This window comes from Rhodococcus sp. 5G237 (assembly GCF_053764735.1).
Genome location: NZ_JBSNCD010000007.1, coordinates 334,442 through 358,977 on the forward strand (window position 1 = coordinate 334,442; position 24,536 = coordinate 358,977).

Annotated in this window: 25 protein-coding genes, 1 tRNA gene and 1 riboswitch; of the genes, 2 read left to right on the top strand and 24 right to left on the bottom strand. The window is 69.6% G+C overall.

The genetic code is table 11. From position 1 onward, the window contains the following. Positions 1 to 102: 102 nt before the first annotated feature. The 11 genes from gcvP to ACWPOC_RS19065 all read right to left on the bottom strand — a co-directional run bounded on the left by gcvP (position 103) and on the right by ACWPOC_RS19065 (position 9,992). The gene (gene gcvP / locus ACWPOC_RS19015) at positions 103 to 2,955 is read right to left on the bottom strand and encodes an aminomethyl-transferring glycine dehydrogenase (protein WP_455409170.1); all 2,853 of its coding nucleotides are present in this window, start codon (positions 2,953 to 2,955) and stop codon (positions 103 to 105) included. Between the two features lie 162 nt (positions 2,956 to 3,117). Next, positions 3,118 to 3,213, bottom strand: a riboswitch (glycine riboswitch). 132 nt (positions 3,214 to 3,345) lie between these two features. Then, entirely contained in the window at positions 3,346 to 3,972 is a 627-nt protein-coding gene (locus ACWPOC_RS19020) for a MerR family transcriptional regulator (protein WP_016694271.1), read from the bottom strand. A gap of 241 nt (positions 3,973 to 4,213) precedes the next feature. After that, on the bottom strand, positions 4,214 to 4,687 hold the full coding sequence (locus ACWPOC_RS19025) for a bifunctional nuclease family protein (RefSeq protein WP_059384135.1): 474 nt from the start codon (positions 4,685 to 4,687) through the stop codon (positions 4,214 to 4,216). 149 nt (positions 4,688 to 4,836) lie between these two features. Then, a complete protein-coding gene (gene ftsR / locus ACWPOC_RS19030) occupies positions 4,837 to 5,574 on the bottom strand; it encodes a transcriptional regulator FtsR (RefSeq protein ID WP_016694269.1) in 738 nt (245 codons plus the stop codon). Next, positions 5,574 to 6,035, bottom strand: coding sequence for a glycogen accumulation regulator GarA (garA, locus tag ACWPOC_RS19035; RefSeq protein ID WP_006552746.1), 462 nt, complete (start codon positions 6,033 to 6,035; stop codon positions 5,574 to 5,576). The genes ftsR and garA overlap by 1 nt, the downstream gene beginning before the upstream one ends. 155 nt (positions 6,036 to 6,190) lie before the next feature. Continuing rightward, positions 6,191 to 6,595: a glycine cleavage system protein GcvH gene (gene gcvH / locus ACWPOC_RS19040; protein ID WP_159418145.1), complete on the bottom strand. Its 405-nt coding sequence runs from the start codon at positions 6,593 to 6,595 to the stop codon at positions 6,191 to 6,193. Positions 6,596 to 6,637: 42 nt separating this feature from the next. After that, positions 6,638 to 7,435, bottom strand: coding sequence for a DUF881 domain-containing protein (locus ACWPOC_RS19045; RefSeq protein WP_120282956.1), 798 nt, complete (start codon positions 7,433 to 7,435; stop codon positions 6,638 to 6,640). A 2-nt stretch (positions 7,436 to 7,437) separates the two neighbouring features. Then, positions 7,438 to 7,797 carry a small basic family protein gene (locus ACWPOC_RS19050; protein ID WP_006552743.1) on the bottom strand — a complete coding sequence of 120 codons (360 nt, stop codon included), beginning with the start codon at positions 7,795 to 7,797 and terminating at the stop codon, positions 7,438 to 7,440. Beyond that, positions 7,794 to 8,657: a DUF881 domain-containing protein gene (locus ACWPOC_RS19055; RefSeq protein WP_455409171.1), complete on the bottom strand. Its 864-nt coding sequence runs from the start codon at positions 8,655 to 8,657 to the stop codon at positions 7,794 to 7,796. The genes ACWPOC_RS19050 and ACWPOC_RS19055 overlap by 4 nt, the downstream gene beginning before the upstream one ends. A 4-nt stretch (positions 8,658 to 8,661) precedes the next feature. Then, the gene (locus ACWPOC_RS19060) at positions 8,662 to 9,264 is read right to left on the bottom strand and encodes a CDP-alcohol phosphatidyltransferase family protein (RefSeq protein ID WP_006552741.1); all 603 of its coding nucleotides are present in this window, start codon (positions 9,262 to 9,264) and stop codon (positions 8,662 to 8,664) included. A 110-nt stretch (positions 9,265 to 9,374) separates the two neighbouring features. Further along, the gene (locus ACWPOC_RS19065) at positions 9,375 to 9,992 is read right to left on the bottom strand and encodes an NUDIX hydrolase (protein WP_455409172.1); all 618 of its coding nucleotides are present in this window, start codon (positions 9,990 to 9,992) and stop codon (positions 9,375 to 9,377) included. Between the two features lie 196 nt (positions 9,993 to 10,188). Here ACWPOC_RS19065 and ACWPOC_RS19070 point away from each other — a divergent pair, with 196 nt between their 5' ends. After that, the gene (locus ACWPOC_RS19070; protein ID WP_120282962.1) at positions 10,189 to 11,217 is read left to right on the top strand and encodes a phosphotransferase family protein; all 1,029 of its coding nucleotides are present in this window, start codon (positions 10,189 to 10,191) and stop codon (positions 11,215 to 11,217) included. A gap of 40 nt (positions 11,218 to 11,257) precedes the next feature. Next, complete coding sequence (locus tag ACWPOC_RS19075) at positions 11,258 to 11,653, top strand: MmcQ/YjbR family DNA-binding protein (protein ID WP_120282964.1); 396 nt, start codon at positions 11,258 to 11,260, stop codon at positions 11,651 to 11,653. 21 nt (positions 11,654 to 11,674) lie between these two features. Here the strand turns inward: ACWPOC_RS19075 and ACWPOC_RS19080 are convergent, their stop codons facing one another. The 13 genes from ACWPOC_RS19080 to steA all read right to left on the bottom strand — a co-directional run bounded on the left by ACWPOC_RS19080 (position 11,675) and on the right by steA (position 24,516). Then, entirely contained in the window at positions 11,675 to 12,091 is a 417-nt protein-coding gene (locus tag ACWPOC_RS19080) for a VOC family protein (RefSeq protein ID WP_120282966.1), read from the bottom strand. A gap of 494 nt (positions 12,092 to 12,585) precedes the next feature. Next, positions 12,586 to 12,659: transfer RNA gene (locus tag ACWPOC_RS19085), tRNA-Pro, on the bottom strand. A 97-nt stretch (positions 12,660 to 12,756) separates the two neighbouring features. Further along, on the bottom strand, positions 12,757 to 14,187 hold the full coding sequence (gene der, locus ACWPOC_RS19090) for a ribosome biogenesis GTPase Der (protein WP_019289613.1): 1,431 nt from the start codon (positions 14,185 to 14,187) through the stop codon (positions 12,757 to 12,759). Next, complete coding sequence (gene cmk / locus ACWPOC_RS19095; RefSeq protein ID WP_120284343.1) at positions 14,184 to 14,846, bottom strand: (d)CMP kinase; 663 nt, start codon at positions 14,844 to 14,846, stop codon at positions 14,184 to 14,186. Before cmk ends, der begins: the two co-directional genes overlap by 4 nt. A gap of 29 nt (positions 14,847 to 14,875) precedes the next feature. Continuing rightward, entirely contained in the window at positions 14,876 to 16,123 is a 1,248-nt protein-coding gene (locus tag ACWPOC_RS19100; RefSeq protein ID WP_455409173.1) for a pseudouridine synthase, read from the bottom strand. 10 nt (positions 16,124 to 16,133) lie between these two features. Beyond that, positions 16,134 to 16,847, bottom strand: coding sequence for an SMC-Scp complex subunit ScpB (scpB, locus tag ACWPOC_RS19105; RefSeq protein WP_404817750.1), 714 nt, complete (start codon positions 16,845 to 16,847; stop codon positions 16,134 to 16,136). Continuing rightward, positions 16,844 to 17,740, bottom strand: coding sequence for a segregation and condensation protein A (locus ACWPOC_RS19110; RefSeq protein WP_455409174.1), 897 nt, complete (start codon positions 17,738 to 17,740; stop codon positions 16,844 to 16,846). The genes scpB and ACWPOC_RS19110 overlap by 4 nt, the downstream gene beginning before the upstream one ends. 5 nt (positions 17,741 to 17,745) lie before the next feature. Further along, positions 17,746 to 18,729, bottom strand: a complete 984-nt coding sequence (locus ACWPOC_RS19115) for a ParA family protein (protein ID WP_404817751.1) — start codon at positions 18,727 to 18,729, stop codon at positions 17,746 to 17,748. Positions 18,730 to 18,863: 134 nt separating this feature from the next. Then, on the bottom strand, positions 18,864 to 19,835 hold the full coding sequence (xerD, locus tag ACWPOC_RS19120; RefSeq protein WP_120282980.1) for a site-specific tyrosine recombinase XerD: 972 nt from the start codon (positions 19,833 to 19,835) through the stop codon (positions 18,864 to 18,866). Between the two features lie 3 nt (positions 19,836 to 19,838). Beyond that, positions 19,839 to 20,465, bottom strand: coding sequence for an NUDIX domain-containing protein (locus tag ACWPOC_RS19125; protein WP_088899581.1), 627 nt, complete (start codon positions 20,463 to 20,465; stop codon positions 19,839 to 19,841). Between the two features lie 5 nt (positions 20,466 to 20,470). Beyond that, the gene (locus ACWPOC_RS19130) at positions 20,471 to 22,225 is read right to left on the bottom strand and encodes a CTP synthase (protein ID WP_455409175.1); all 1,755 of its coding nucleotides are present in this window, start codon (positions 22,223 to 22,225) and stop codon (positions 20,471 to 20,473) included. Positions 22,226 to 22,384: 159 nt separating this feature from the next. Further along, positions 22,385 to 23,335: a copper transporter gene (locus ACWPOC_RS19135; RefSeq protein ID WP_120282984.1), complete on the bottom strand. Its 951-nt coding sequence runs from the start codon at positions 23,333 to 23,335 to the stop codon at positions 22,385 to 22,387. Then, positions 23,332 to 24,516, bottom strand: a complete 1,185-nt coding sequence (steA, locus tag ACWPOC_RS19140) for a putative cytokinetic ring protein SteA (RefSeq protein ID WP_060653002.1) — start codon at positions 24,514 to 24,516, stop codon at positions 23,332 to 23,334. Before steA ends, ACWPOC_RS19135 begins: the two co-directional genes overlap by 4 nt. Between the last annotated feature and the right edge of the window lie 20 nt (positions 24,517 to 24,536).

Here is a 24,536-nt window from a genome sequence, read left to right on the forward strand (position 1 = left end):
CTTACCCGGTGGTATTTCTGTATTTCTTTGGTTTCCGTACTGTTCGGAGTTGCCCCACCGATGAAGATGGCCGACGGACATGTCCGTCGGCCATCCCCGGCGTCAGCCGCTGTACGCCTCCAAGGGCGGGCACGAGCACACCAGGTTCCGGTCGCCGTGTGCGCCGTCGATACGCCGCACCGCCGGCCACACCTTGGCCCGGCTCTTCCCCATCGGGAACACCGCGATCTCCCGCGAGTACGGGTGGTTCCACTCACCCACCAGGCATTCCGCGGTGTGCGGAGCCCCGCGCAGCGGATTGTCGTCCACCGGCCACTCTCCTGCCCCGACCCGGTCGATTTCACCGCGGATCGAGATCATCGCGTCGATGAACGCGTCGAGTTCGGCGATGTCCTCGCTCTCGGTGGGTTCGACCATGAGGGTGCCGGCCACCGGGAAGCTCATCGTCGGCGCGTGGAAGCCGTAGTCGGCCAGACGCTTCGCGACGTCGTCGACCGTCACCCCCGTCGCCTTCGTCAGCGGACGCAGATCGAGGATGCACTCGTGGGCGACCATGCCGGTCTCCCCCGTGTACAGCACCGGGAAGTACTCGTCGAGACGACGCGCGATGTAGTTGGCCGACGCGATCGCCGTCAGCGACGCGCGACGCAGTCCCTCGGCACCCATCATCTTGATGTACGCCCAGGTGATCGGCAGGATCGACGCCGACCCGTAGGGCGCCGCCGAGACCGGTCCTGCTCCCCCGAGTCCCGGCTCCGCCGGATGACCCGGCAGGTACGGGGCCAGATGCGAACGGACACCGATCGGGCCGACACCCGGACCGCCACCACCGTGCGGGATGCAGAAGGTCTTGTGCAGGTTCAGGTGGCTGACATCGCCCCCGAACTTGCCCGGCCGCGCCAGACCCACGAGAGCGTTGAGGTTGGCGCCGTCGATGTACACCTGACCGCCGGCGTCGTGCACGGCACCGCAGATGTCGGCGATGTCGTGCTCGTAGACACCGTGCGTGGACGGATAGGTGATCATGATCGCGGCCAGTCGCGCACCGTGGTCGGCGATCTTGGCGCGCAGGTCGTCGAGATCGACGTCGCCGTTCGGACGGCACGCGACGACCTCGACACGCATGCCCGCCATCACAGCGGATGCGGCATTGGTGCCGTGCGCGCTCGACGGGATCAGGCAGATGTCCCGATCGGTGTCGCCGCGGTCGAGGTGGTAGTGGCGGATCGCGAGCAGACCCGCGTACTCACCCTGGCTGCCGGCGTTGGGCTGCAGGCTCACGGCGTCGTAGCCCGTCACCGCGGCGAGCCAACCCTCCAGGTCGGCGATGAGACGGCGGATGCCGCCCGTCTGGTCCGCCGGAGCGAAGGGATGCAGACCCGCGAACTCGGGCCAGGTGATGGCTTCCATCTCGGCGGCGGCGTTGAGCTTCATCGTGCACGAGCCCAGTGGGATCATCGTCCGGTCGAGGGCGAGGTCCTTGTCGGACAGACGCCGCAGGTAACGCATCATCGCGGTCTCGGTGCGGTAGCGGGTGAACGCCTCGTGCTGCAGGAACTCGCTGGTGCGGGCCAGGGCCTGCGGCAGCGCCGTTCCCTCGGCGGCCTCCCCGGCGTCGACGCCGAAAGCGCCCAAGACCGCGTCCACGTGCGCCGCGGTGGTGGCCTCGTCGCACGAGATCGACACGTGATCGTCGTCGACCCGGTACAGGTTGATGCCGGCCTCGAGGGCGGCGGCGAGCACGGCGTCGGCGCGCCCCGGGACGCGCACGAGGACGGTGTCGAAGAACTCGTCGTGGACGACCTCGACGCCACCGGCGCGCAGACCGTCGGCGAGGCGGCGGGCGTGCCCGGCGACGCGGCGGGCGATGCCGGTGAGGCCTTCGGCGCCGTGGTACGAGACGTACATGGCCGCGAGCACGGCGAGGAGCACCTGGGCGGTGCAGATGTTGCTGGTGGCCTTCTCACGGCGGATGTGCTGCTCACGGGTCTGCAACGCGAGCCGGTAGGCCGGGTTGCCGTCCACGTCCACCGAGACACCGACGAGGCGTCCCGGCAGGGTGCGGGTGTGGGCGCTACCGACGGCGAGGTAGCCGGCGTGCGGCCCACCGAAGCCCATCGGCACACCGAACCGCTGGGTGGTGCCGAAGCACGCGTCGGCGCCCTGCTCCCCGGGCGGGGTGATCAGGGTCATGGCCAGCAGGTCGGCACCGACGGCGACGAGCGCGCCGCGGTCGTGGGCGGCCGCGATGATCGGAGCGGCGTCGATGATGCGTCCCGAAGCGCCGGGCACCTGCAGGATCACGCCGAAGAACTCGCCCTCGGGCAGTCCGTCGGCAGCGAGGTCGGCGGTGACGATCTCGATGCCGAGTGGTTCGGCGCGGGTCGCCAGCACCGCGGCGGTCTGCGCGAACAGGTCGACGTCGACGACCAGGCGCGGGCTCTTGGACTTGCGGTTCGCGCGGCGCAGCAGGGTCATTGCCTCGGCGGCGGCGGTGGCCTCGTCGAGCATCGACGAGTTCGCGATCTCCATGCCGGTCAGGTCGGCGACCATGGTCTGGAAGTTCAGCAGCGCCTCGAGGCGTCCCTGGCTGATCTCCGGCTGGTAGGGGGTGTAGGCCGTGTACCAGGCGGGGTTCTCGATGATGTTGCGTAGCAGCACGGGCGGCGTGAGCGTGTCGTAGTAGCCGTGACCGATCATCGACGTCGCCACGGTGTTCTGCGACGCGAGTGCCTTCAGTTCGGCGAGTACGTCGTGCTCGGAGCGGGGCGCGTCGAGGACGTCGAGGCCGGTCGGCACGTTGTCTGCACGGTCGTCGAGGATGGCGGCCGGTACCGCGGCGGTGGCGAGGGCGTCGAGGGAATCGACTCCGACGACGTCGAGGATCCGGTTCAGGCCGGCGGTGTCGGGGCCGATGTGGCGATCGGCGAAGTTCGAGGTGACGGCATCTGTCATCGCAGCTCCCGGGCTGGTCGGCGAGGTCCACATGCGCGCGGTCGCGCGAGGTGGTTCCTCCCCCTCTGTCGTGAGCTCGCGGAGCGAGCGCCTGAGAGATTCGGCCGGCCAGAGCCTTTCCCCGTGGGCGGGCGGGTGCTCCCGCCGCTTTCCAGAGACGTCGGAGCTCACGCGGTCCCGGTTGCCTGAGAGATTGACGGGGAGGTGCTGCTCCTTCGGCGCCCGGCTCGGTGTCCGGGTCTCTCCCGCGTGATGGCGACGCATCTTCGAGTCTAGATCACGTCGCAGGGGTCGAAATACCGCAGGTGCGGAAAGCGCCGCAGGTGGTGGAGATGGATCAGCAGAGATGGATCGGCGGTGTCGTCGGCCGATGCGACATCAGTGGTGGGGTCAGCCGATGCGGCGGTTGATGCGTTCGCGGCGACGCGACGCGAGTTCGTCCTCGGGGCGTTCCTCGACGCCGCCGCCATCGGCGCGTTCGGCGGGAAAATCGGCAATGCTGCCGGTGAGTTCGCGCATCGCGCCGCTCACCGCGATCCCGAAGACACCTTGCCCGCCCTGCAGCAGGTCGACGACCTCTTCGGGCGACGTGCACTCGTAGACGGTGGTGCCATCGGAGAACAGGGTGATCTTCGCGAGGTCGCCCACCCCGCGGCTGCGGAGATGGTCGACGGCGACGCGGATGTTCTGCAGCGAGACACCGGTGTCGAGCAGGCGCTTGACGATCTTGAGGACGAGGATGTCCTTGAACGAGTACAGCCGCTGGCTACCGGAGCCGGCGGCCCCGCGGATGGACGGTACGACCAGATTCGTGCGGGCCCAGTAGTCGAGCTGGCGGTAGCTGATTCCCGCGATCTGACAGGCGATGGGCACGCGGTAGCCGACGAGCTCGTCGGGTACCGAGTTGTCCGGAAACAGGCCCGGTTGGATCTCGTCGGTCTCGTTCGTCCGCGGCGCCGGATTCGAGCGATCGCCGGAATCGACGCCGAGTGGCTGTCCCTTCGTCCGATCTCGCACTACTGACTCCCTCTCGCGCGCCCAGTTCTGCCTCGCAACGATCGATTGGCGGATCCCCCCGACCACATCCGATCATCGAGCGCTCCCAGGCTCACCGAGTCATCCCTGGCGGATCAACTCAGCGTACGCTCCGGTGTTGGGCGTCGGGCTGCAACACGCCGACCGGAAGGCAACGTTCGACATTACTACCGTCACGGCCGACGCGCGCGCCAACGCTCGTCGCCGTGCGGACGGACGGCGCTCAGCCGTCCGTCGCCTTGAAATCGTCGGGCGAGACGGAGTCGAGGAACTCCTTGAACTTCTCGACCTCGTCCTCCCGTTCGTCGGGCATGACCAGTCCTGCCTCCGTGAGCACCGGTTCCTCGACGTGGACCGGCGCGCCGATGCGCAAGGCCACCGCGACCCCGTCGGAGGGCCGGCAGGACACGCGCATCCCTCCGTCGAAGACCAGATCCGCGTAGAACGTCCCTTCGCGCAGGTCGACGATGCGCACCTCGCGCAGGTTGTGACCGAACGCCTCGAGGAGGTTCTTGATCAGGTCGTGGGTCAGCGGCCGCGCCGGTTCGACCCCCTGCTGTTCGAGGGCGATGGCGGTCGCTTCGTTCTGCCCGATCCAGATCGGCAGATACCGATCGCCGTCGACCTCCCGCAGCAGGAGGACAGGCTGGTTCTGCGGCTGTTCGATACGAATCCCTACTATCCGCATCTCGCTCATCGCGATGCCTCCGTCCTGCTGCTCGTCGGTGGTGGGACCACCCGACAGGTACTGCCTGGAATTCTAGTGTCCTCCAGCGCATCCGTCAGGTGCCGTACGTCACCACCCGACGAAGGGCCCGTGGTCGCACACGGCGATGAATTCGTCGCCTAACGGTCGAGGGCCCCCTGCACCGCCGCTTTCACCAGGCAGGTGTGCAATGTCAACGACAGTGCGGCCAGTTCGCGCACCATCTCCTCGGCGCGCTGCCGCGCCCCGGCGTCGCGGCCCTTCGCGATCGGACCGGCGATCTGCGCGACGAGCGCGGCCTCGCGGTCGGCGGCGAGCTTGAACGCCCGCAGGTGCCGAACCTCGAGGCCGAACTCCGCCATCGCTTTCGCCGTGCGGGCGAGCAGCACCGCGTCCTCGTCGAAGAAACCGGCCGGGCCCGGCTTGACCAGGCCCGCCCCCACCAGCTCGGTGAGGAAGGCCGCGTCGATCCCCGCACGGGTGCACAGATCGTCGCGACTCACCCGGATCTCGCGGTCGGTGCGCAGATCCTCCGGCGAGACCTCGCCGCGGGCGACCGCCAGCGGGCGCGGCCGGGTGATCCGGGTCTCGACCGATCCCACCGTGGCGGCGCCGCGGTCGATCGCCTCGAGCTGCTCCTTGATCACCTTGAGCGGAAGGTACTGATCGCGCTGCGCGGTGAGCACGTACCGCAGACGCTCGCAGTCGGCGATCGAGAAGCGTCGGTAGCCCGAGGGGGTGCGTTCCGGGCTGATCAGTCCCTCGGCCTCGAGGAACCGGATCTTCGAGATCGTCACGTCCGGGAATTCCGGACGCAGGCGGTCGAGCACCGACCCGATCGACATTCCGGCCGGCGCCGGCTGGCGGGCCGCGGTCATCAGCTACCCGCGCCCTGGTTACCTCGCGGACCGGTCAGGAACACCAGCCGGAACTTGCCGATCTGCACCTCGTCGCCGTTCGCGAGAACGGCGGAGTCGACCGGCTCGCGGTTGACGTAGGTGCCGTTGAGGCTTCCCACGTCGACGACCTGGAATTCGCCCTCGTCCTGGCGGAACTCGGCGTGCCGACGGCTGACGGTCACGTCGTCGAGGAAGATGTCGCTGTCGGGATGCCGACCCGCCGAGGTGGTGGGCTGGTCGAGCAGGAAGCGCGATCCTGCATTGGGTCCCCGCTTGACCACCAGCAGCGCCGATCCGGCGGGCAGGCCCTCGACACCCGAGACGGGCGCTTCGGTGGTGGCCGAACCCGCGCCCTCCACTTCGTTCAGGAAGTCGGCGCGAAATACCGAAGTGGTCTCTGCAGGAGTCTCCTCGTAGCCCGCGTTGCCGTTCTCGCTCACCGTTTCTCCTTATCCGTTCGACCACCCGGGTGATCCCGGACGGTCGCTGATTCGTTCGCCCCGTTCAGGTCCGACACGGCACACGCCATATCCGACCGTACCCCGCTCGGGGGTACTGACGCAGACAGTCGCGGTCACGTTACCTGTCGGGTCCGTCAGCCTTCCGTGATCCCGCGGTAACCTTCCGCGTCGAGCGTCTCCGCGAGCGCCTCGTCGAGGTCGCTCTCGCTGCCGATCTCCACGTCGACGAGCCAGCCGTCCTCGTACGGGCTGCTGTTCACCAGTTCGGGATTCGCGTCGAGTTCCGTGTTGACGGCGGTCACCTTCGCAGTCAGCGGCGCGAACACGTCCGACACGCTCTTGGTGGACTCGACCTCTCCGAAGGACTCGCCGGCGGCGATCTCGGCGCCCGCCTCGGGCAGCTGCACGAAGACCACGTCGCCGAGTTGGGACTGTGCGTAGTCGGTGATCCCGATGCGCACGGTCGTCGCGCCCGTCCTGCGCACCCACTCGTGCTCGGGGGTGTACCGCAGATCCTCGGGTGTCGCGAAATCGGTCAAGACTGGTCCTTTCGGAGACGACGTTCGACCGGAACGTCGGATTCAGTTACCGGGCTGAGAGTATTGGCGTGGCTCGATCTCCCGCAAGGCGGACACCTCCACCTGCGGAGACTGTTCCACGGACAATGATCCGCCCGCACGGGCGACCGTGTCGACCACTCCGCCGGGAATGTTCAATGCGGCGGCGAGAGTCGGTCCGTCGCCGATGGCGGTGACGGTGTACGGAGCGTCGAGTCCGCGGTCGTCGACGACGATGTCGCCGCCCGGTCCGGTGACCCACGAATCGACCCCGATGCGCACGGTCTCGCCGTTCGCCCCGGCGATCTGCATCGTGTCGGCACCCGCCGCGCGCAGCTCCTGGATCATGTCGAGCAGCACCTCCGATCCGACGCCCTCGCGCGGATCGTCGACGGTGAGAACCACTCCGGGCCCGGTGGCGGGTTCGGTGCCGAGTTGCACCGACAGCGTGTACAGGCGCGTGCGGGCTTCCTCGAGTGCCGCTTCCGAGCCTTCCTGTTCGAGACTCGAGAGGGTGCGCTCGAGTTCGGTGATCTCCTGGCGGAGAGCGGCTTCGCGGCGGTTGAGGTTGTCGAGCAGCACGAGCAGGTCCGCAGGGCGCGCCGAGTCGAGGTCGTCGCCGGTGTCGGTCGTGCGCACCTGGGTGGCGATGCCGGCGCCGAGCAGGACGACGAGAATCGCCGCGAGGACGAGGAAGACGCGTTGCGAGCGGGTGGTGCGGCTCGCGTCGGACCCGGTGGTGGTCTCGTCGCCCGCGCCGGCGCCGGTCTCGGGCGTGGTACCGGTGTCGCGCGTGGGGCCGGGTTGTTGCGGTTCGGTCACGGTCAGGCTCCGAACAGGCGACGACGTAGGGCGGCAGCGTTTCCGAAGATGCGGATGCCGAGGACGACGATGACTGCGGTCGACAGCTGGGTGCCCACCCCGAGCTGGTCGCCGAGCCACACGATCAGTGCGGCGACGAGGACGTTGAAGACGAACGACACCACGAACACCTTCGCGTCGAAGATGTCGTCGAGATAGGCGCGCAGACCGCCGAAGACCGTGTCGAGCGCGGCGACCACCGCGATGGGCAGGTAGGGCTGTACGACGTCGGGTACCTGTGGGCTGAACACGATTCCGGCGCCGATCCCGATCGCCAGTGCGAGCACCGCGTAGAGCGCGTGACCGTGTTCGAGTCGCTTCACCTGTACCCCGTTTCTCCACTGCTGCCGAGTTTCCGGACCGTGGCGGCCGGAAACTCGAGATCGTCCTCCTCGGCGAGGGTGAATCCCACCCCGTAGAGCTGCTGTATCCCCGCGATGCGCAGGTAGGCGTCGCTGACGACGAAGGACGTCTGCAGCCGGGAGGGAGATCCCACCGCCGAGACCGTGTACGGGGAGAATACGGGCCGGTTGTCGACGAGCATCGCTCCCCCCGCCTGCCGGATGGTGACGCCGGGACCCACCCGCACGCCCCCGACCTCGACGGCCTCCGCACCGGCCGCCCACAGCGCGTTGACGACCGACTGCAGGTCGCGGTCGAGGACGAGCGCGGTGGGTCGGTCCTCGAGTCGCGCCGCATCCGACAGGTTCGGTCGCGCGGTCGGTTCGGTGAGGGTGACCGTGATCCCCGGACCGCGCACCGGTGTTGCCGCGGCTGCGGTCTCGGCGTCGCGGAGTCGGTCGAGGATGGTCGCGCCGTCGCCTCCGTCGGAGAACAGGGCGGTGCGTCGTTCGTCGACCGCGGCACCGAGTTCGTCCCGCTGGGCAGTGAGCGCGGCGATGCGTTCGTCCCCTGCCCGAAGGGAGTCGAGGATCTCGGCGCGGGTGCTGTCGGTGCCGGCCTGCACGTCGGCGTTCTGCGCGTACGCGACGCCGATCACGAGGCCGGCGAGGAGAACTCCGACGCCGAGCCACGCGCGCGACGCGCGCGGAGAGGTGCTCGAGCGCCCTGCCGCCCGGTCCGCGGCGGACGCGGCGTAGCCGGGGTCGAGATGATCCTCGAGGAGCGACTTCAGGAGCGAGGGCACCGGATTGCGCCGGATGCGTTCCCATGCGCGGCTCATCGGATCACCGCCCGGCCGGCACGATCCGTGCCGTCACGACGGCCTGCCCGAGGTACAGCAGGCCGGTCCACACGTACAGCACGGTCCCCCAGATCAGGGCAGCCCAGCCGAGCGGGCCGGTGATCGGCTCCGAGGCGGGCACTGCGACGGCCCCGAGCATCAGCGGCAGTGCGCACATGAGCAGGAAGGTGGCGCCCTTGCCGAGGTACAGCACGTCCGGCGGGGGCAGTTCCCGGCGCCGGTAGACGGCCAGCGTCGGGGCCAGGACGAGTTCGCGGCCGACGAGGATCACCGCGATCCACCAGGGCACGATGTCGCGCGCCACGAGGGCGACGAGGGTGGCCACGATGTAGAGGCGGTCGACGGCGGGATCGAGAAGGGCGCCGAGTCGGGAGGTCTGGTCGAGCAGCCGGGCGAGTTTGCCGTCGGCCCAGTCGGTGATACTGCTCGCGGCCAGCAGGATCAGCGCCCAGACATCGGCGTGGGCGACGAGGACGAGATAGAGGAAGACGGGCACACCCAGCAGTCGGACGAAGCTGAGGACGTTCGGCACGGTGAGGATGCGGTCCGATCCGCGCGCGTCGGCGGTTCCGGTCGCATCGGTCATGGTGGGCCGCTCCGTGTTCTCGTGAGGTCGTTCGCGTGGTGCCCCGCCGGAGTTCCGTTCGGGCACGGAGTCCAGCCTTCCACAGCCGCGCGACCGGAGATTCCGGGGTGTCAACGCCAGGCGAAGACCGGCTGCTCGAGACCGTCGATGCGCGTGGCCCGCCGGCACAGCACGACCTCGCGGAACTGGTAGACCACCGCGGCGGTCGGTGCGTGCACGAGGTGACCGCGGAAGGGCCACTGGATCACCGGCTTGTCGGATTCGGGGATGGTGACGAAGCGCGGATCGACGTCGAGTTCGTCGGTGGTGACGGCGAAGAGCACGTCGACCTCGTCGGGGCTGGGCTTCAGATCGGTCACGGCGGTGTCCGACCACACGACGAACGGCGACATGACGTAACCGGAGCGCGTGATGTAGTCGTCGAGCCGGCCGAGCACGGCCTCGGGGCCGAGGTCGAGTCCGAGTTCCTCGTGCAGCTCGCGCAAGGCGGCCTCCTCGGCCCGCTCCCCCTCGTCCAGACGCCCGCCCGGCAACGCGAACTGGCCGGGATGCGCCCGCAGACGCGTGGGGCGCCGCGTGAGGGGCATGACGGGGTTGCCGTTCCCGTCGTCGAGCACCGCCACGACGACGGCTGCGTGCCGGCGGCCGTCGAGCGGCAGTCGGCGCGAGTCGAACGCGTCCAGCGCGTCGCGGACGTTGTCTCGGTCGAGAGGATGAGCAGCGGGCATGGGTCGACAGTAGTTCGTCACAATCGCACCGGCGGGTCGGCGCATGTCCTGGCTGGTGTCGGTGGTGCCGATCCCGAGGAGAGGAATTCTGGATATTTGTGGTTTCCGTACCGTCCGGATTACCTGCGTGGGTGGGAGTTCTCCGTACACGGATCCCCACCCGCGGTCATAGTGGGAGCCGACGGAAAGGAGCTCGATGAACGACGTGCCCGCCGGCCTCGACCTCGATGCGCTCGATGCCTATCTGCAGACCTCCGCCCCCGACCTGTTCTCCGGTCCCCTCCGCGCACGCCTGATCAGCGGCGGGCGCTCGAATCTCACCTACGAGGTGACCGACGGTGACCGGCGGCTGGTGCTGCGCCGTCCCCCACTCGGACACGTCCTCGCGACGGCACACGACATGGCTCGCGAGTACCGCGTCATCTCCGCGCTCGCCGGCACCGCGGTACCGGTCCCCCGCTCGTACCTGCTGTGCGAGGACGATTCGGTGCTCGGCGCGCCCTTCTACCTCATGGATCTGGTCGTGGGGACGCCCTATCGCACCGCGGAGGAACTCGAACCGCTCGGCGCCGAGCGCACGCGCGTGATCTCCGAGCGGATGGTCGACACCCTGGCCGCCCTGCACGCGGTGGACCCGGCCGCCGTGGGACTCGAGGACTTCGGCCGCCCCCAGGGCTTCCTCGAGCGGCAGGTGCGGCGCTGGACCACCCAGCTCGAGAACTCGCACAGCCGGGACCTCGACGGCGCCGACGAGCTTCACCGGCTGCTCGTCGACAATCTGCCGGGCGACGGCGAGGTGGGCATCGTGCACGGCGACTACCGGCTCGACAACGTCCTCGTCGACGACGACGACAAGGTGGTCGCGGTGCTGGACTGGGAGATGGCCACGATCGGCGATCCCCTCACCGATGTGGCGTTGCTGCTGGTCTACCAGCGGCTGGCGCGGGAGAACACGGAATTCCCCGTCTCGACGGTGTCCCGCGCTCCGGGCTTCCTCGGCGACGACGAACTGCTCGCGCGGTACGAGGCCGCCGGTGGACGCGACCTGTCGGACATGGCGTTCCACCTCGCCCTGGCCTACTACAAGCTCGCGGTGATCCTCGAAGGCATCTACTTCCGGTTCCGTCAGGGCAAGACGGTCGGCGAGGGGTTCGAGGAACTCGGCCGCGGCGTCGAGCCGCTGTTGCACGCCGGTACCGATGCGCTGAAGAGTCGGAAGAGTTGATCGCGCGACCGTTGTCGTAGCCGCTCGGTACGCTCCGCTCATGCCGCATCCGGTGATGTTCGACGAGGCGGATCCCCTGCTCGCTCGTGTGCGCTCGCTCGCGCTGGCCCTGCCCGGCGCCTCCGAGAAGATCTCGCACGGCCGTCCGTTCTTCTCCACCCGGACGGCCTTCGCGGTCTACGGAGGCGGCGAGAAGGGCACCCGCGCACCGTTTCCCCGCTCCCTCATCGTCAAGCCCGACGAGGAGGAGCGCCGCGCGCTGCTCGAGGAACCCCACACCTATGTGCCGATGTATTTCGGGCCGTCCGGGTGGGTCGGGTACGACCTCTCCCGTCCGGAGGTGGACTGGGACGAGGTCGCCGAACTGCTCGACATGTCCTATCGGCAGACCGCGCCACCGAAACTGGTGCGCGAGCTCGACGCCCGCCTCGGCTGACGGGCGCCGAGCGGCGCGGGTTCAGCCCTGCTGGTCGCCGATGCTGACCATCCACGACACGCCGAAGCGGTCGGTGCACACGCCGAACAGATCGCCCCAGGGGGCACGTTCGAGCGGCATGTCGACGCGACCGCTGTCGCTCAGCGCGTCCCACCAACCCCGGAGCACGCTCTCGTCGTCCCCGCTGAGCGACAGCGAGAAGTTCGTACCGGGCGTGTAGTCCATGCCGTTCGGGGTGTCCGAGGCCATGAGCACGAAGCCGCGGTCGGTGGTGAGCATCGAGTGCATCACCTTGTCGTCCTCGCTCGGATCCTGCGAGGCGTTCATGTCCGCGAACCTGCTCACCGTCAGTTCGCCGCCGAACACCGACCTGTAGAACTCCATGGCCTCGCGTGCGGAATCGCGGAATGCGAGATAGGGATTGAATCGTGTGGTCATCGTGGTCCTTTCGCGGGTGCCGCAGGGCACGGATGGTGCCGCACGGAGAGTGACCATCCGCCGACGCATTTCTCATCGTGGACGGTGCGCACCGGATCCGGGAGCGTTCGGCGCGATCCGTGTCAGGAGACCGCCACTGTGGCGCCGGCGTACTCGGGCCGGTCGATCAGGTCGGCCGGCACGCGCCCGACCGCACGTCGCGGGACCGCTCACGACGAGACGTCGCTGTCGGAAACCGTTGCCTCGTCGTCGTCACCGTCGGTGAGGTTCACCGGTTGCACGATGGTCCAGTCGAGGTCGCTGGAGCGCGCACGAGGGCGTCCTGCCCGTGCACGGCACGTTCGATATCCGAGTCACGGACGGCGTCGCCCGTCACGACCGTGACGGGGTTGACGCCGGGGTCGGTGCGTACCGCTGCGCCGTCGACGGCCGGATGAGTCCTCGGCAGAGACGAGAAAACCCCTTCCGACCGAAGCCGGAAGGGGTTTTCGCTGTCGGGCTGACAGGATTTGAACCTGCGACCACTTGACCCCCAGTCAAGTGCGCTACCAAGCTGCGCCACAGCCCGTCCGCGCTCTCTCCGAGCGCTCTCAGAGATTACAACAGGAACGGACCTAAACACTAATCGGCTGGTCAGCGCGTTTTCACGACCGGGCGTCGGGAGCTCACTTGCGGCGGTCGCGCTTCTCCCGCACGCGCACCGAGATCCGCACGGGACTGCCGTCGAAGTTGAACTCCTCACGCAGGCGACGTTCGAGGAAGCGGCGGTAGCCGGCCTCGAGGAAGCCCGTGGTGAACAGCACGAAGGTCGGCGGCCGAGTGGCCGCCTGAGTGGCGAACAGCACCCGGGGCAGGCGACCGCCGCGCATCGGCGGCGGGGTCGCGGCCACGACCTCCTTGAGCCAGGAGTTCAGGCGTCCGGTCGAGATGCGCTTGTCCCACGACTCGAGGGCGGTCTCCATGGCCGGGACGAGCTTCTGCACGGCGCGACCGGTCTTGGCGGAGATGTTCACCCGCGACGCCCACGGCACCCGCAACAGGTCGCGGTCGATCTCGCGGCCGAGTTCGTAGCGGCGGTCCTCGTCGACGAGATCCCACTTGTTGAAGGCGATCACCAGGGCGCGACCGGACTCGACGACCATCGTGATGACCCGCTGGTCCTGCTCGGTGATGGGCTGCGAGGCGTCGATGAGCAACACCGCCACCTCGGCCGCGTCGATCGCACCCCGCGTGCGCAGGGAGGCGTAGAACTCGGCGCCGGACGCGCTGTTGACGCGCTTGCGCAGACCGGCGGTGTCGACGAACCGCCACGGCTTGCCGCCGAGCTCGACGATCGAGTCCACCGGGTCGACCGTGGTGCCGGCGATGTCGTGCACCACCGACCGCTCGTCGCCGGCGAGCTTGTTGAGCAGGCTCGACTTGCCGACGTTCGGCTTGCCCACCAGCGCGACGCGGCGAGGCCCTTCCCCACCGGTGCCCTCGCGGGGCGTGGCCGGCAACTTGGCGAGCAGCTCGTCGAGCAGGTCGCCGGTGCCGCGGCCGTGGGTGGCCGACACCGAATAGGGCTGGCCGAGTCCGAGGGACCACAATGTCGCGGCCTCGGATTCGACGCGGTCGTCGTCGACCTTGTTCGCCACGAGCAGCACCGGCGTCTTCGACCGGCGCAGCACCTTCGCGACGGCCTCGTCGACGCTGGTGGCGCCCACCGTGGCGTCGACGACGACGAGGATCGCGTCGGCAGTGCGCATCGCGACCTCCGCCTGCCGGGCCACGGACTGCTGCATGCCCTTCGCGTCGGGCTCCCATCCGCCGGTGTCCTGCACCATGAATCGGCGGCCGTTCCACGACGCCTCGTACGAGACGCGGTCGCGGGTGACGCCCGGGACGTCCTCGACGACGGCTTCACGTCGGCCGATGATGCGGTTGACCAGGGTGGACTTGCCGACGTTCGGTCGGCCGACCACGGCGACGGTCGGGACCGGGACGAACTCCTCGAGGTCGCCGCCCTCGGCGAACTCGATGTCCCAGTCACCTTCTTCCGACCACGTGCCGTCGCCGTCGAACCCGGTGTAGTCGGTGCTCAGGTCGTCGCTCACAGCTTCGCTCCAGTCTGCTCGGCGACCACCGCGAGCAACGCGGCGATCACCTCGTCGATGTTCATGTCGCTGGTGTCCACGACGACCGCGTCGTCCGCCGCGCGCAGTGGGGACACCGCGCGGGTGGAGTCGAGGTGGTCGCGGCGCTGCACCGCGGCGAGGACCGCCTCGTAGTCGTCGCCGCGACCCTCGGCGATGTTCTGGTTGTTGCGCCGGTGCGCGCGGGCCTCCGCCGAAGCGGTGAGGAAGATCTTCACGTCCGCGTCGGGGAAGACGACCGTACCGATGTCGCGTCCTTCGATGACGACGCGGTGCTCGGCGCGGCCGAGCCGCTGCTGGGCCTCGACGAGCAGGGTGCGCACCTCGGGCACGGCGGAGACCGCGGAGACCGCGGCCGTCACCTCGGCGCCGCGGATGATCTCGCGTACGTCGTCCCCGTCGAGGCGGATGTCCTCGACGGTGGGGTCGGTGCCGATCGACCACGGCAGGCCGGCGGTGACGGCGGCGATCGCGGCCGGATCGGTCAGATCGGTGCCGCGGCGCAGGGCGTGCAGCGTCGCGATGCGGTACATCGCGCCGGTGTCGAGATAGGCGGCACCGAGATGCTGCGCGAGACGCTTGGAGACGGTGGACTTGCCCGTGCCGGACGGGCCGTCCATCGCGACGATCAACGCGTCTCCCGGGGCGGTCACAGCTTCACCGCCTGGTACAGGCCTCCGACCTCGTTGCGGCCGAGGACACGGAGGGTGCCGGGACGCTGGTCGCCGAGCGCGACGGGACCGATGTTGGTGCGCACGAGCCGGATCACGGGGAAACCGACCGCGTCGAGCAGACGTCGCACGATGTGCTTGCGTCCCTCGTGCAGCACGAGCCGCACGAGCGACTGGCCTTCGTGGACCTCGAGCAGCGAGAACTCGTCGACGGAGGCGGGTCCGTCCTCGAGTTCGATGCCGGCCTTGAGCTGCTTGCCGACGCCGCGCGCGAGCACACCCTTGACGGTCGCCAGGTAGGTCTTGGGCACCTCGAAGGACGGGTGCATCAGCCGGTGCGCGAGTTCGCCGTCGTTGGTGAGCAGCAGCAGCCCTTCGGTGTCGGCGTCGAGACGACCGACGTGGAACAGGCGCTGCCCGGCGGCGACGCGTTCGGAGACGATGTCGCCGACGCAGGGACGGCCGAGATCGTCGGACATCGTGGACTGCCAGCCGCGGGGCTTGTTCAGCACGAGGTGCACGAGATCCTTGTTGATGACGACGCGGACGCCGTCGACCCGGATCACGGCGTTCTCCGGGTCCACGCGCAGGCCTTGTTCGACGACGATGTTGCCGTCGACCTCGACGCGACCTGCGGCGATGAGTTCCTCGGCAGCGCGGCGCGAGGCGACGCCGGCCTGGGCGAGCACCTTCTGCAGCCGCACGCCTTCACCGGCGGGCAGTTGGGCGTGGCCGGCTTCGCGGTGTTGGTGACGCGCGGGGCGGGCGTTGCTCACGGTCGGAACGACGCGCTGCGCGGCGCGCTTGGCGGCAGGCTTGGAGGGCTTGCCGGTCGAGGTGCCCTTGCGGTGCGGTTTGCGACCGGCGGCCGGCTGGGCGGGATTGCGGCCTGCAGCCGGCTGGGCGGGATTGCGGCCTGCAGCCGACTGGGCCGGATTGCGGCCTGCAGCCGACTGACCGGGAGTGGCCCGGCGATCGGAGCGGGGTGAGTCGGTGCGCTCCCCCGAACGGGGAGCCCCTGCGCGCCCCGAACGGGGAGCGTCTGTACGTCCGCTGGAGCGAGGCGCTTCGGTGCGTCCTCCGGAACGCGGTGCTTCGGTGCGTCCTCCGGAACGCGGTGCGTCCGCGCGTCCCGAGCGGGATCCCCCGGTGTTGCGCGTGTTCGCGCTGCGGGGATTGTTTCTTCTACGGTCCGGTGTGCCATCACGGCGAGCGGGTGTATTCACTTGGTTCCTGTCAGTTCTCTGGATCGAACTCCGCGGGCGAGAGAGTCTCGGGACGCGCGTTCCTACCCATTCTCTCAAATCGTGGGTCCGACTCGAGACTGTCGGCGATGTCGTCGATCACATCGACATCGGGCAGAAGCGGCGCAACGGGCGGCAGATCCTGCAGAGATGCCAGGCCGAGGCGTTCGAGGAACAGCTCCGTGGTGACGTAGAGCGTGCCACCGGTCTCCGGATCGGTGCCCGCCTCGGCGATCAGATCCCGCGCGAGCAGGGTGCGCATCACCCCGTCGACGTTGACGCCACGCACGGCGCGGACACGGCTGCGCGTGACCGGTTGCCGGTAGGCGATCACGGCGAGCGTCTCGAGTGCGGCGCGGGTGAGCTTGGTGCGCGCGCCACCCTGCAGCAGCTTCTCGACGTAGGGCGCGAAATCGCGGCGCGTGTAGAAGCGCCAGCCGTCACCGGCGAACCGCAGGTCGATGCCGGATCCGCGCGCGGTGAGGTCCTGTGCGAGACGCCGCAGCGCGGCCTCGGCGCGGTCGGCGGTGACCCCGATGGCGGTCGCGAGCTGCTCGGTCGGCGCGGGGGTGTCGACGACGAGCAACAGCGCCTCGAGTGCCGCGGTGAGTTCGTCGTCGGCGATCTCGAGAAGTTCACCGTCCCATGCGCGCTCCGGTGCAGCGCTGTCGTCCGCGTGCTCCCGCGCGACGGTGTCGTCGCTCACCCGTAGTCCTCCTCGAAATCGATGGCCTCCCCGTCGGTCCCCCCCGTCCACGCGACCTGCAGATGTCCGAGCGGGTCGGGTTGTTCGAAGGTGACGGCACGTTCGCGGTAGAGCTCGAGCAGCGCGAGGAACCGGGCCACGACGAGCAGTCCGAGATCGCAGTCGGCGACGAGTTCGTCGAATCCGACCCAGACGCCGGCGCCGCGGGCACGCAGCAGCCCGAGGATGTGGGCGGCCTGTTCGGGAACCGACACCTTCGGGGTGTGCAGGTGGTCGAGACCGACGGTCGGTGGTGGTTTCGGCCGGAACGCCGCGGCCGCGATCTCGGCGAAGCGGTGCGCGTCGACACCGAGCACGACCTCCGGTACGAGATTCTCGTAGCACTCCTCGAGGGACACCGCGCGCGGATAGCGGCGCAGGGCGGCGGCCTCGAGGGCGGCGAACTGTTCGGCGATCTGCTTGTAGGCCCGGTACTGCAGCAGACGCGCGAACAGCAGGTCGCGGGCCTCGAGCAGGGCGAGGTCCTCGGGGTCGTCGACCTCGCCGGCGGGCAGCAGCCGGGCGGCCTTGAGGTCGAGCAGGGTCGCGGCGACGACCAGGAACTCGGTGGTCTGGTCGAGGCCGAGTTCGGGGCCGAGTTTGCGGGTGTAGGCGATGAAGTCGTCGGTGACCTCATGGAGGGCCACCTCGGTGACGTCGAGGCGACGCTGCGAGATGAGGGTGAGCAGCAGGTCGAACGGGCCCTCGAAGTTGCGCAGGCGCACATGAAAGCCCGAGGTGGTCTCCTCGACCTGCGAGCCGACCGGTTCGGGGGGGTCCTCGAGGACCACCGCGTCGACCTCCCCATCGGGTGCCGTGCCGGTGTCCGCCGAGTCCTGGACGGGAGCATGCACGGGGCTCAGCGACCGCTCCGGTGGATCACTTCCCGCGCGAGGGCGCGGTACGACTCGGCGCCGGCGGAGGTGGGCGCCCAGCGGGTGATGGGTTCGCCGGCGACGCTGGTCTCCGGGAACTTGACGGTGCGGTTGATGACGGCGTCGTAGACGAGATCGCCGAAGACCTCCACGACCCGCGACATCACCTCACGACCGTGCAGGGTGCGCTGGTCGAACATGGTGACGAGGATGCCGGCGACGGCGAGCTTCGGGTTGAGCCGGTCGCGGACCTTGGCGACGGTGTCGTTGAGCAGTGCCAGGCCGCGCAGGCTGAAGAACTCGCATTCCATGGGGATGAGCACCGAGTCGGCGCAGGCGAGCGCGTTGACGGTGAGCAGCCCCAGCGACGGCTGGCAGTCGACGAGGATGTAGTCGTAGCGGTCGAGCATCGGGTACAGGGCGCGGCCCAGGGCCTGTTCGCGGCCGACCTCGGAGACGAGCTGGATCTCGGCCGCCGACAGGTCGATGTTGCTCGGCAGCAGGTCGAGGCCCTCGACGTGGGTGCGCACGAGCACGTCGTCGGTGGACACCCGCGGTTCGACGAGCAGGTTGTGCACGGTGAGATCGAGATCGTGGTGGGCGACACCGAGTCCGGCGGACAGTGCGCCCTGCGGATCGAGGTCGACGAGCAGGACGCGACGCCCGTACTCGGCGAGGGACGCCCCGAGGTTGATGGTCGAGGTGGTCTTGCCGACCCCGCCCTTCTGGTTGCACATCGCGATGATGCGGGCCGGTCCGTGGGTGGACAACGGCACCGGTTCCGGGACGGGACGGCGTGGCCGGCCGGTCGGTCCGAGATCGGGCTCGGCGGCGGTTCCGGAGGTCGTGGTCGGCTCGGTGGTGGACGTTCTGTCGGTGTCCTCGCGGCCGTGTGCGTCGACCGGGACGGTGTGCGACCGGAGGTGCTCCGGCTCCATGTACGTGGCGGGTGGCCGAGGTGTGCCCACGTTCGGTACTCCCCCTGTCTTGCGACCCAGATGTTCTCTCCTCGACCCGCCGGGTGGCCCGGCGGCTCGTCCCCAGAACGCTACCGCTTCGGCGGCAGGATCACCGCACGGACACGCGTCCCCTGGGGAGTCGGTCATCGTGCCCGCGGATGCGCCTGCGCCCATACTTCGCGGAGGGCACCGGCGGTGACCAGGGTGTATATCTGCGTGGTCGTCACAGAAGCATGCCCCAGTAACTCCTGTACCACGCGTACGTCGGCGCCACCGTCGAGCAGGTGCGTCGCGAAGGAGTGCCGCAGCGTGTGTGGGGACACCCCGACGTCGACTCCGGCGCGTTCGGCGGCGGTCTGCAGCACCTTCCACGCGCTCTGCCGCGACAGGCGGCCGCCGCGCGCGTTGAGGAAGACCGCGGCGGTGCGGCCGGTCGCCAGGGCGGGTCGTCCCCGCACGAGATAGGCGTCGAGCGCGCCGAGCGCCGGGCGTCCGACCGGGACGAGTCGCTGTTTGCCGCCCTTGCCGCGCAGCAGCACGGTGCGCGATTCGGTGTCGATGTCGTCGACGTCGAGTCCGACGGCCTCGGAGATGCGGGCGCCGGTGGAGTACAGCAGTTCGAGCAGGGCGCGGTCGCGCAGACTGCGGGGTCCGTCGGCGTCGGGGGCGGCGGCATCGAGGATCTCGGTGACCTGGTCGACGGTCAGCGCCTTGGGCAGGCGACGCCCGGGCGCCGGGGGTTTGACGGTGCGGGCGACGTCGACCGGGGTCTGTCCTTCGGCGGCGGCGAAGCGGTGCAGGCCGCGCACGGCGATCAGGGCGCGGGCGGCCGAGCTCGCTGCCAGCGCCGGGCGGTTGCGTTCCGGGTCTCCGCGGCGCAGGCTCGCGGCGAAGTCGCTGATGTGGTGTTCGTGCACGTCGGCGAGGTCGCCGATGTGGATGTCGGTGAGGTGTTCGACGTAGCGCAGCAGGTCGCGGCGGTAGGAGGCGAGGGTGTTCGCCGCGACCCCCCGTTCGACGGTCAGGTGCGCGAGATAGGCGTCGAGTTGCCCGGTGAGTGTCGGGGACGGCTGCGGAGCGACCTGCGTGGCGGGACGCTCCTCACCGGGCAGCACTGCTCACCCCTCCGCGCGCGTGCGGGCGAAGGTGGTGGGCCGGTCCGGCCACGGCGCGTCCGGTGCGCGGGTCGCGGTGCCCGTCGCGCGGGCGGTCGCGAACGCGAGGAGACCGGACACCGCGGTGGCGTTGACGATCTCCCCGCGCAGCACCATCGCCACGGCCTCGTCGACCGGGACGCGGCGGACCTCGAGATCGGCCTCCTCGTGCTCGGGTTCGGGCCGGTCGACCTCGCTCAGGCCGCGGGCGGCGAAGACGCGCACCGCTTCGTCGGTGAATCCGGGTGAGAGCGCGATGTCGACGAGGAGTTCCCAGTCGGCGGCGGCCAGCCCGGTCTCCTCGGCGAGTTCGCGGCGGGCGGTGTCGAGGGGATCCTCCCCGGGGGCGTCGAGCAGGCCGGCGGGCAGTTCCCACAGTCGCCGGCCGAGCGGGTGCCGGTACTGGTGCACGAGCACCACCCGGTCCTGCTCGTCGACGGCCACCACCGCGACCGCGCCGTGGTGTTCGACCACTTCGCGTTCGGCGGTGTGCCCGTCGGGCATCGCCACGTCGTCGACGCGCAGCGACACGATGGCGCCCGTGTAGATCCGCCGGCTGTCCAGGGTGCGGAAGTCGTGTCGCTGCGCCATGTCGACTACTCGGCGTCGTCGGCGGTGGACGTCGACGCGGTCGAACCGACCGATTCCTCGGAGGTGCTGTCCTCGCCGTGGATGTTGACCGGGAGTCGCTCGGCCGCCTTGTACTGCAGTGCAGCGGCGACGAGTCCGGAGAACAGCGGGTGCGGGCGGGTGGGCCGGCTCTTGAGTTCCGGGTGCGCCTGGGTGGCGACGAAGAACGGATGCTGCTCGGCCGGGTACTCGACGAACTCGACGAGTCGCCCGTCCGGGGAGGTTCCGGAGAACACCAGACCGGACTTGGCGATCTTGTCGCGGTAGGCGTTGTTGACCTCGTAGCGGTGCCGGTGCCGTTCGGAGACCTGCTCGCTGCCGTAGGCCCTGGCCACGACCGAGCCCTTCTTCAGCGCGGCCGGGTAGGCGCCGAGACGCATGGTGCCGCCGAGATCGGCCTCACCGGCGACCGCCTGTTCCTGGTCCGCCATCGTGGAGATCACCGGGGCGGTGGTGTCGGGATCGAACTCGGTGGACGAGGCGTCCTCGATGCCGACCGACCGGGCGGCCTCGATGACGACGCACTGCAGGCCCAGGCACAGGCCGAGCAGCGGGATCCGGCGGGTGCGGGCGAAACGGATGGCGCCGAGCTTGCCCTCGATGCCGCGGATGCCGAAGCCGCCGGGGATCAGGACGGCGTCGACGTCACCGAGGTGCTTCTCGGCACCGGCCTCGGTCTCGCACTCGTCGGAGGCGACCCAGCGGATCTTGACCTTCGCGTGGTGTGCGAAACCGCCGGCGCGCAGCGCCTCGGTGACCGACAGGTAGGCATCGGGCAGGTCGATGTACTTGCCGACGAGCGCGACCTCGACGGTCTCGCGGGGGTTGTGGACCCGCTCGAGCAGGTTGCCCCACACCGTCCAGTCGACGTCCCGGAAGGGCAGGCCGAGCTGGCGCACGACGTAGGCGTCGAGTCCCTCGCTGTGCAGCACCTTCGGGATGTCGTAGATGCTCGGCGCGTCGGGGCAGGAGATGCAGCCGGCGACGTCGACGTCGCACATCAGCGAGATCTTCGCCTTGAGCGAGGCCGGCACGTCGCGGTCGCAGCGCAGCACGAGCGCGTCGGGCTGGATACCGATGTTGCGCAGTGCGGCCACCGAGTGCTGGGTGGGCTTGGTCTTCAGCTCACCGGACGGCCCGAGATAGGGCACGAGCGAGACGTGCAGGAAGAAGCAGTTGTCGCGGCCGACCTCGTGGCGGACCTGGCGGGCGGCCTCGAGGAAGGGCTGCGACTCGATGTCGCCGACGGTGCCACCGATCTCGGTGATCACCACGTCCGGGGTCTGGCCCTCGGCGTCGGGTGCGGCCATCGCGAGGATGCGGCGCTTGATCTCGTCGGTGATGTGCGGGATGACCTGCACGGTGTCGCCGAGATATTCGCCGCGACGTTCCTTGGCGATGACCGTGGAGTACACCTGGCCGGTGGTGACGTTCGCGTCGGCGGACAGGTCGCGGTCGAGGAAGCGCTCGTAGTGGCCCACGTCGAGGTCGGTCTCGGCGCCGTCCTCAGTGACGAAGACCTCACCGTGCTGGAACGGATTCATCGTGCCGGGGTCGACATTGAGGTACGGGTCGAGCTTCTGCATCGTCACGCGCATGCCGCGTGCGGTGAGCAGAGTGCCCAGGCTCGACGCTGTGAGCCCCTTGCCGAGAGAGGACGCGACGCCCCCGCTGACGAAGATGTGCTTGGTAGGGGTACGCGAGTGGCGTGACTGTGGCAAAGAAGCTCCCGTGACGTCAGGTGCAGGACTTTTGGACTGATGCGATACAGCTGGGGCCTGCCGACCCACGGAACTTCACGGTAACACCTCCGTGGGCGGGCGCGTACCCGACTCGCGATTGCGGACCCCCGGTGCAATCGACGTCACAGGCGGCGACGCTCAGCGGGCCGGGGAGCCGACGGTGACGGCGGTGGCGCTCGGCCCCGTCCCGTACCGTCCGGTGCCCCCGTCGTACTGCTCGCGCAGCGCCAGAACCGTCGTCAGGCGCCCCGATTCGCGGTCGAGGTTGTCGACCGTGGACAGGCCCGCGGCGAGTGCGGCGTCGGCCCGTACGACGGCGATCGGTCCGTTGCCCTCCGCCGCCCCCGTGCGGCCGGCGAGCACCGCGCCGGCGCCGCGGCCGTCGACGACCCCGGCGAAGCGCGCGACGAGCGACCCGCGGTTGCCGGCGCGTTCGGCGTTTCCGCTGTGGTCGCCGGTGACGACGAGGGCGCTCTGGGCCGGTTCGACCTGACCGTCCTCGTAGGTGATGAAACCACCGCTGCGCAGCGTGGTCAGGGCGAGGGCGCGTTCCTCGGGGGTGCTGCGCGGCTGTCCGGTGCCCGGGTCGACGAGCAGCACCGCGCCGAGCAGATCCCCGGCGAGGCTGCCCGGGTCGACGGCGCCGGTCTGCAGTTCCACCCCGGCGGGCACGACGTTGGTGACGGTCGTGCGGAGCTGGTCGGTGCCGGAGGCGTCGACGAACGAGTCGGTCAGCGCGATCCGGGCGGTGACCCGGCCGCCGGCGTCACCGACGGACCGGACGACGGCGTCGACGTCCTCGGGGGCGGCGTCCGGGGTGGTCACGAGGAGGACGGTGCGGTCGAGCAGTTCGTCGCGCACGATCCGCGGGCCGATGGTCGAGTCGAACCCGTCGGCGGCGAGCAGTTGGGCCTCGAGCCGGCTGCCGTGGTCCTCGGCCTCCTGGATCTCGCGGCGCAGCTCGGCCTTGTCGTCGCGCAGGCCGGAGACGACACTGTCGGCCAGTAACCCGGAGCCGAGCACGATCCCGACCGCCAGGCCGAGGAACACCGCCACCAGGGAGACGACGTGATGGCGCATCGAGATCACGCGCGCAGACCCCGAATCCACTCGACGGCGGAGTCCCACCACTGGCGGGCGAGTTCGACGACGTCGCCACCGAGATTGGACACGGCGAGCGCGGCAATCACGGCGATGAGGGCCGCGAAGACCAGCAGGGCGATCACGCCGCCCGAGACGCGACTGCGGTAGAGGGTGGCCACGGCCTTCGCGTCGACGAGTTTCGGTCCGACCTTCAGACGGGTCATCACCGCCGACGGATTGGTGTCGCGGCGACCATGGTCGAAGAACTCGTCGAGCGAGACAGTGCTGCCGACGGTCACCACCAGCGCCGCGCCGTGATGCTCGACGAGCAGCAACGCCAGGTCCGTGGGGGTGCCGACGGCGGGGAAGGTCATCGCGCCGATGCCGAGATCCTGGATCCGCTCGAGACCCGGGGCGTGGCCGTCCGGGTCCGCGGGCAGCACCACTTCGGCGCCGGACTTGAGGGTCGAGGTGCCGATCTCGTCGGGGTCGCCGACGATCAGGTCGGGGCGATAGCCCGCCTTGGAGAGGGCGTCCGCGCCGGGGCCGACACCCACCAGGATCGGCGAGTACTCCTTGATGAACGGCTTGAGATCCTTGAGGTCCTGCACGTGCCCGGGGCCGTCGGAGACGACGACGACGTGCCGGTCGCGCAGGTCCAGATCGATGTCGGGGATGCCGACGCCGTCGATGAGCAACGGGCTCTCCGAGCGGATGAACTCGATGGTGTTGCCCGAGAACGCCTCGAGGTGGTCGACGAGCCCGGTCCGCGCCTCGATCATGCGGTCGGAGATCTCGATGTCGGTCTGCTCGTCCCCCTCGATGAGCAGTTTCTCCCCCGCATACACGCCGCCCTCGTGCACCCGGACCTTCGCGCCGTCCTTGATCTTCTTGAAGACCTCGGTGCCGACGTTGTCGACGAGCACGATGTCGTGCGCGACGATCACCTCGGGACCGAGATTCGGGTACCGGCCCGAGATCGACGGGGACGCGTTGATCACCGCGGTGACGCCCGCTTCGACGAGCGCGTCGGCGGTGACACGATCGAGGTCGATGGCATCGAGGACGACCACGTCGCCGGGACCGATCCGGCGCAGCAGTTTCGCGGTGTTCCTGTCGACCCGGGCAATGCCACTCACTCCGGGCAACGTTTCGTTGTTACGGGACAGCAGCGCCGGCATCTTCATGCAAGAGATGATGCGCCGGT

Coding starts and splice junctions, on each gene's coding strand:
- ACWPOC_RS19025 (WP_059384135.1), bottom strand. CDS start 4,687: ATGAGCGAGATGCGGATAGTAGGGATTCGTATCGAACAGCCGCAGAAC.
- ACWPOC_RS19125 (WP_088899581.1), bottom strand. CDS start 20,465: ATGGCGCAGCGACACGACTTCCGCACCCTGGACAGCCGGCGGATCTAC.
- ACWPOC_RS19080 (WP_120282966.1), bottom strand. CDS start 12,091: ATGACCACACGATTCAATCCCTATCTCGCATTCCGCGATTCCGCACGC.
- ACWPOC_RS19055 (WP_455409171.1), bottom strand. CDS start 8,657: ATGAGCCGCGCATGGGAACGCATCCGGCGCAATCCGGTGCCCTCGCTC.
- ACWPOC_RS19060 (WP_006552741.1), bottom strand. CDS start 9,264: ATGACCGATGCGACCGGAACCGCCGACGCGCGCGGATCGGACCGCATC.
- ACWPOC_RS19065 (WP_455409172.1), bottom strand. CDS start 9,992: ATGCCCGCTGCTCATCCTCTCGACCGAGACAACGTCCGCGACGCGCTG.
- ACWPOC_RS19070 (WP_120282962.1), top strand. CDS start 10,189: ATGAACGACGTGCCCGCCGGCCTCGACCTCGATGCGCTCGATGCCTAT.
- gcvP (WP_455409170.1), bottom strand. CDS start 2,955: ATGACAGATGCCGTCACCTCGAACTTCGCCGATCGCCACATCGGCCCC.
- steA (WP_060653002.1), bottom strand. CDS start 24,516: ATGAAGATGCCGGCGCTGCTGTCCCGTAACAACGAAACGTTGCCCGGA.
- ftsR (WP_016694269.1), bottom strand. CDS start 5,574: ATGACCGCGGCCCGCCAGCCGGCGCCGGCCGGAATGTCGATCGGGTCG.
- cmk (WP_120284343.1), bottom strand. CDS start 14,846: ATGGACGGCCCGTCCGGCACGGGCAAGTCCACCGTCTCCAAGCGTCTC.
- ACWPOC_RS19075 (WP_120282964.1), top strand. CDS start 11,258: ATGCCGCATCCGGTGATGTTCGACGAGGCGGATCCCCTGCTCGCTCGT.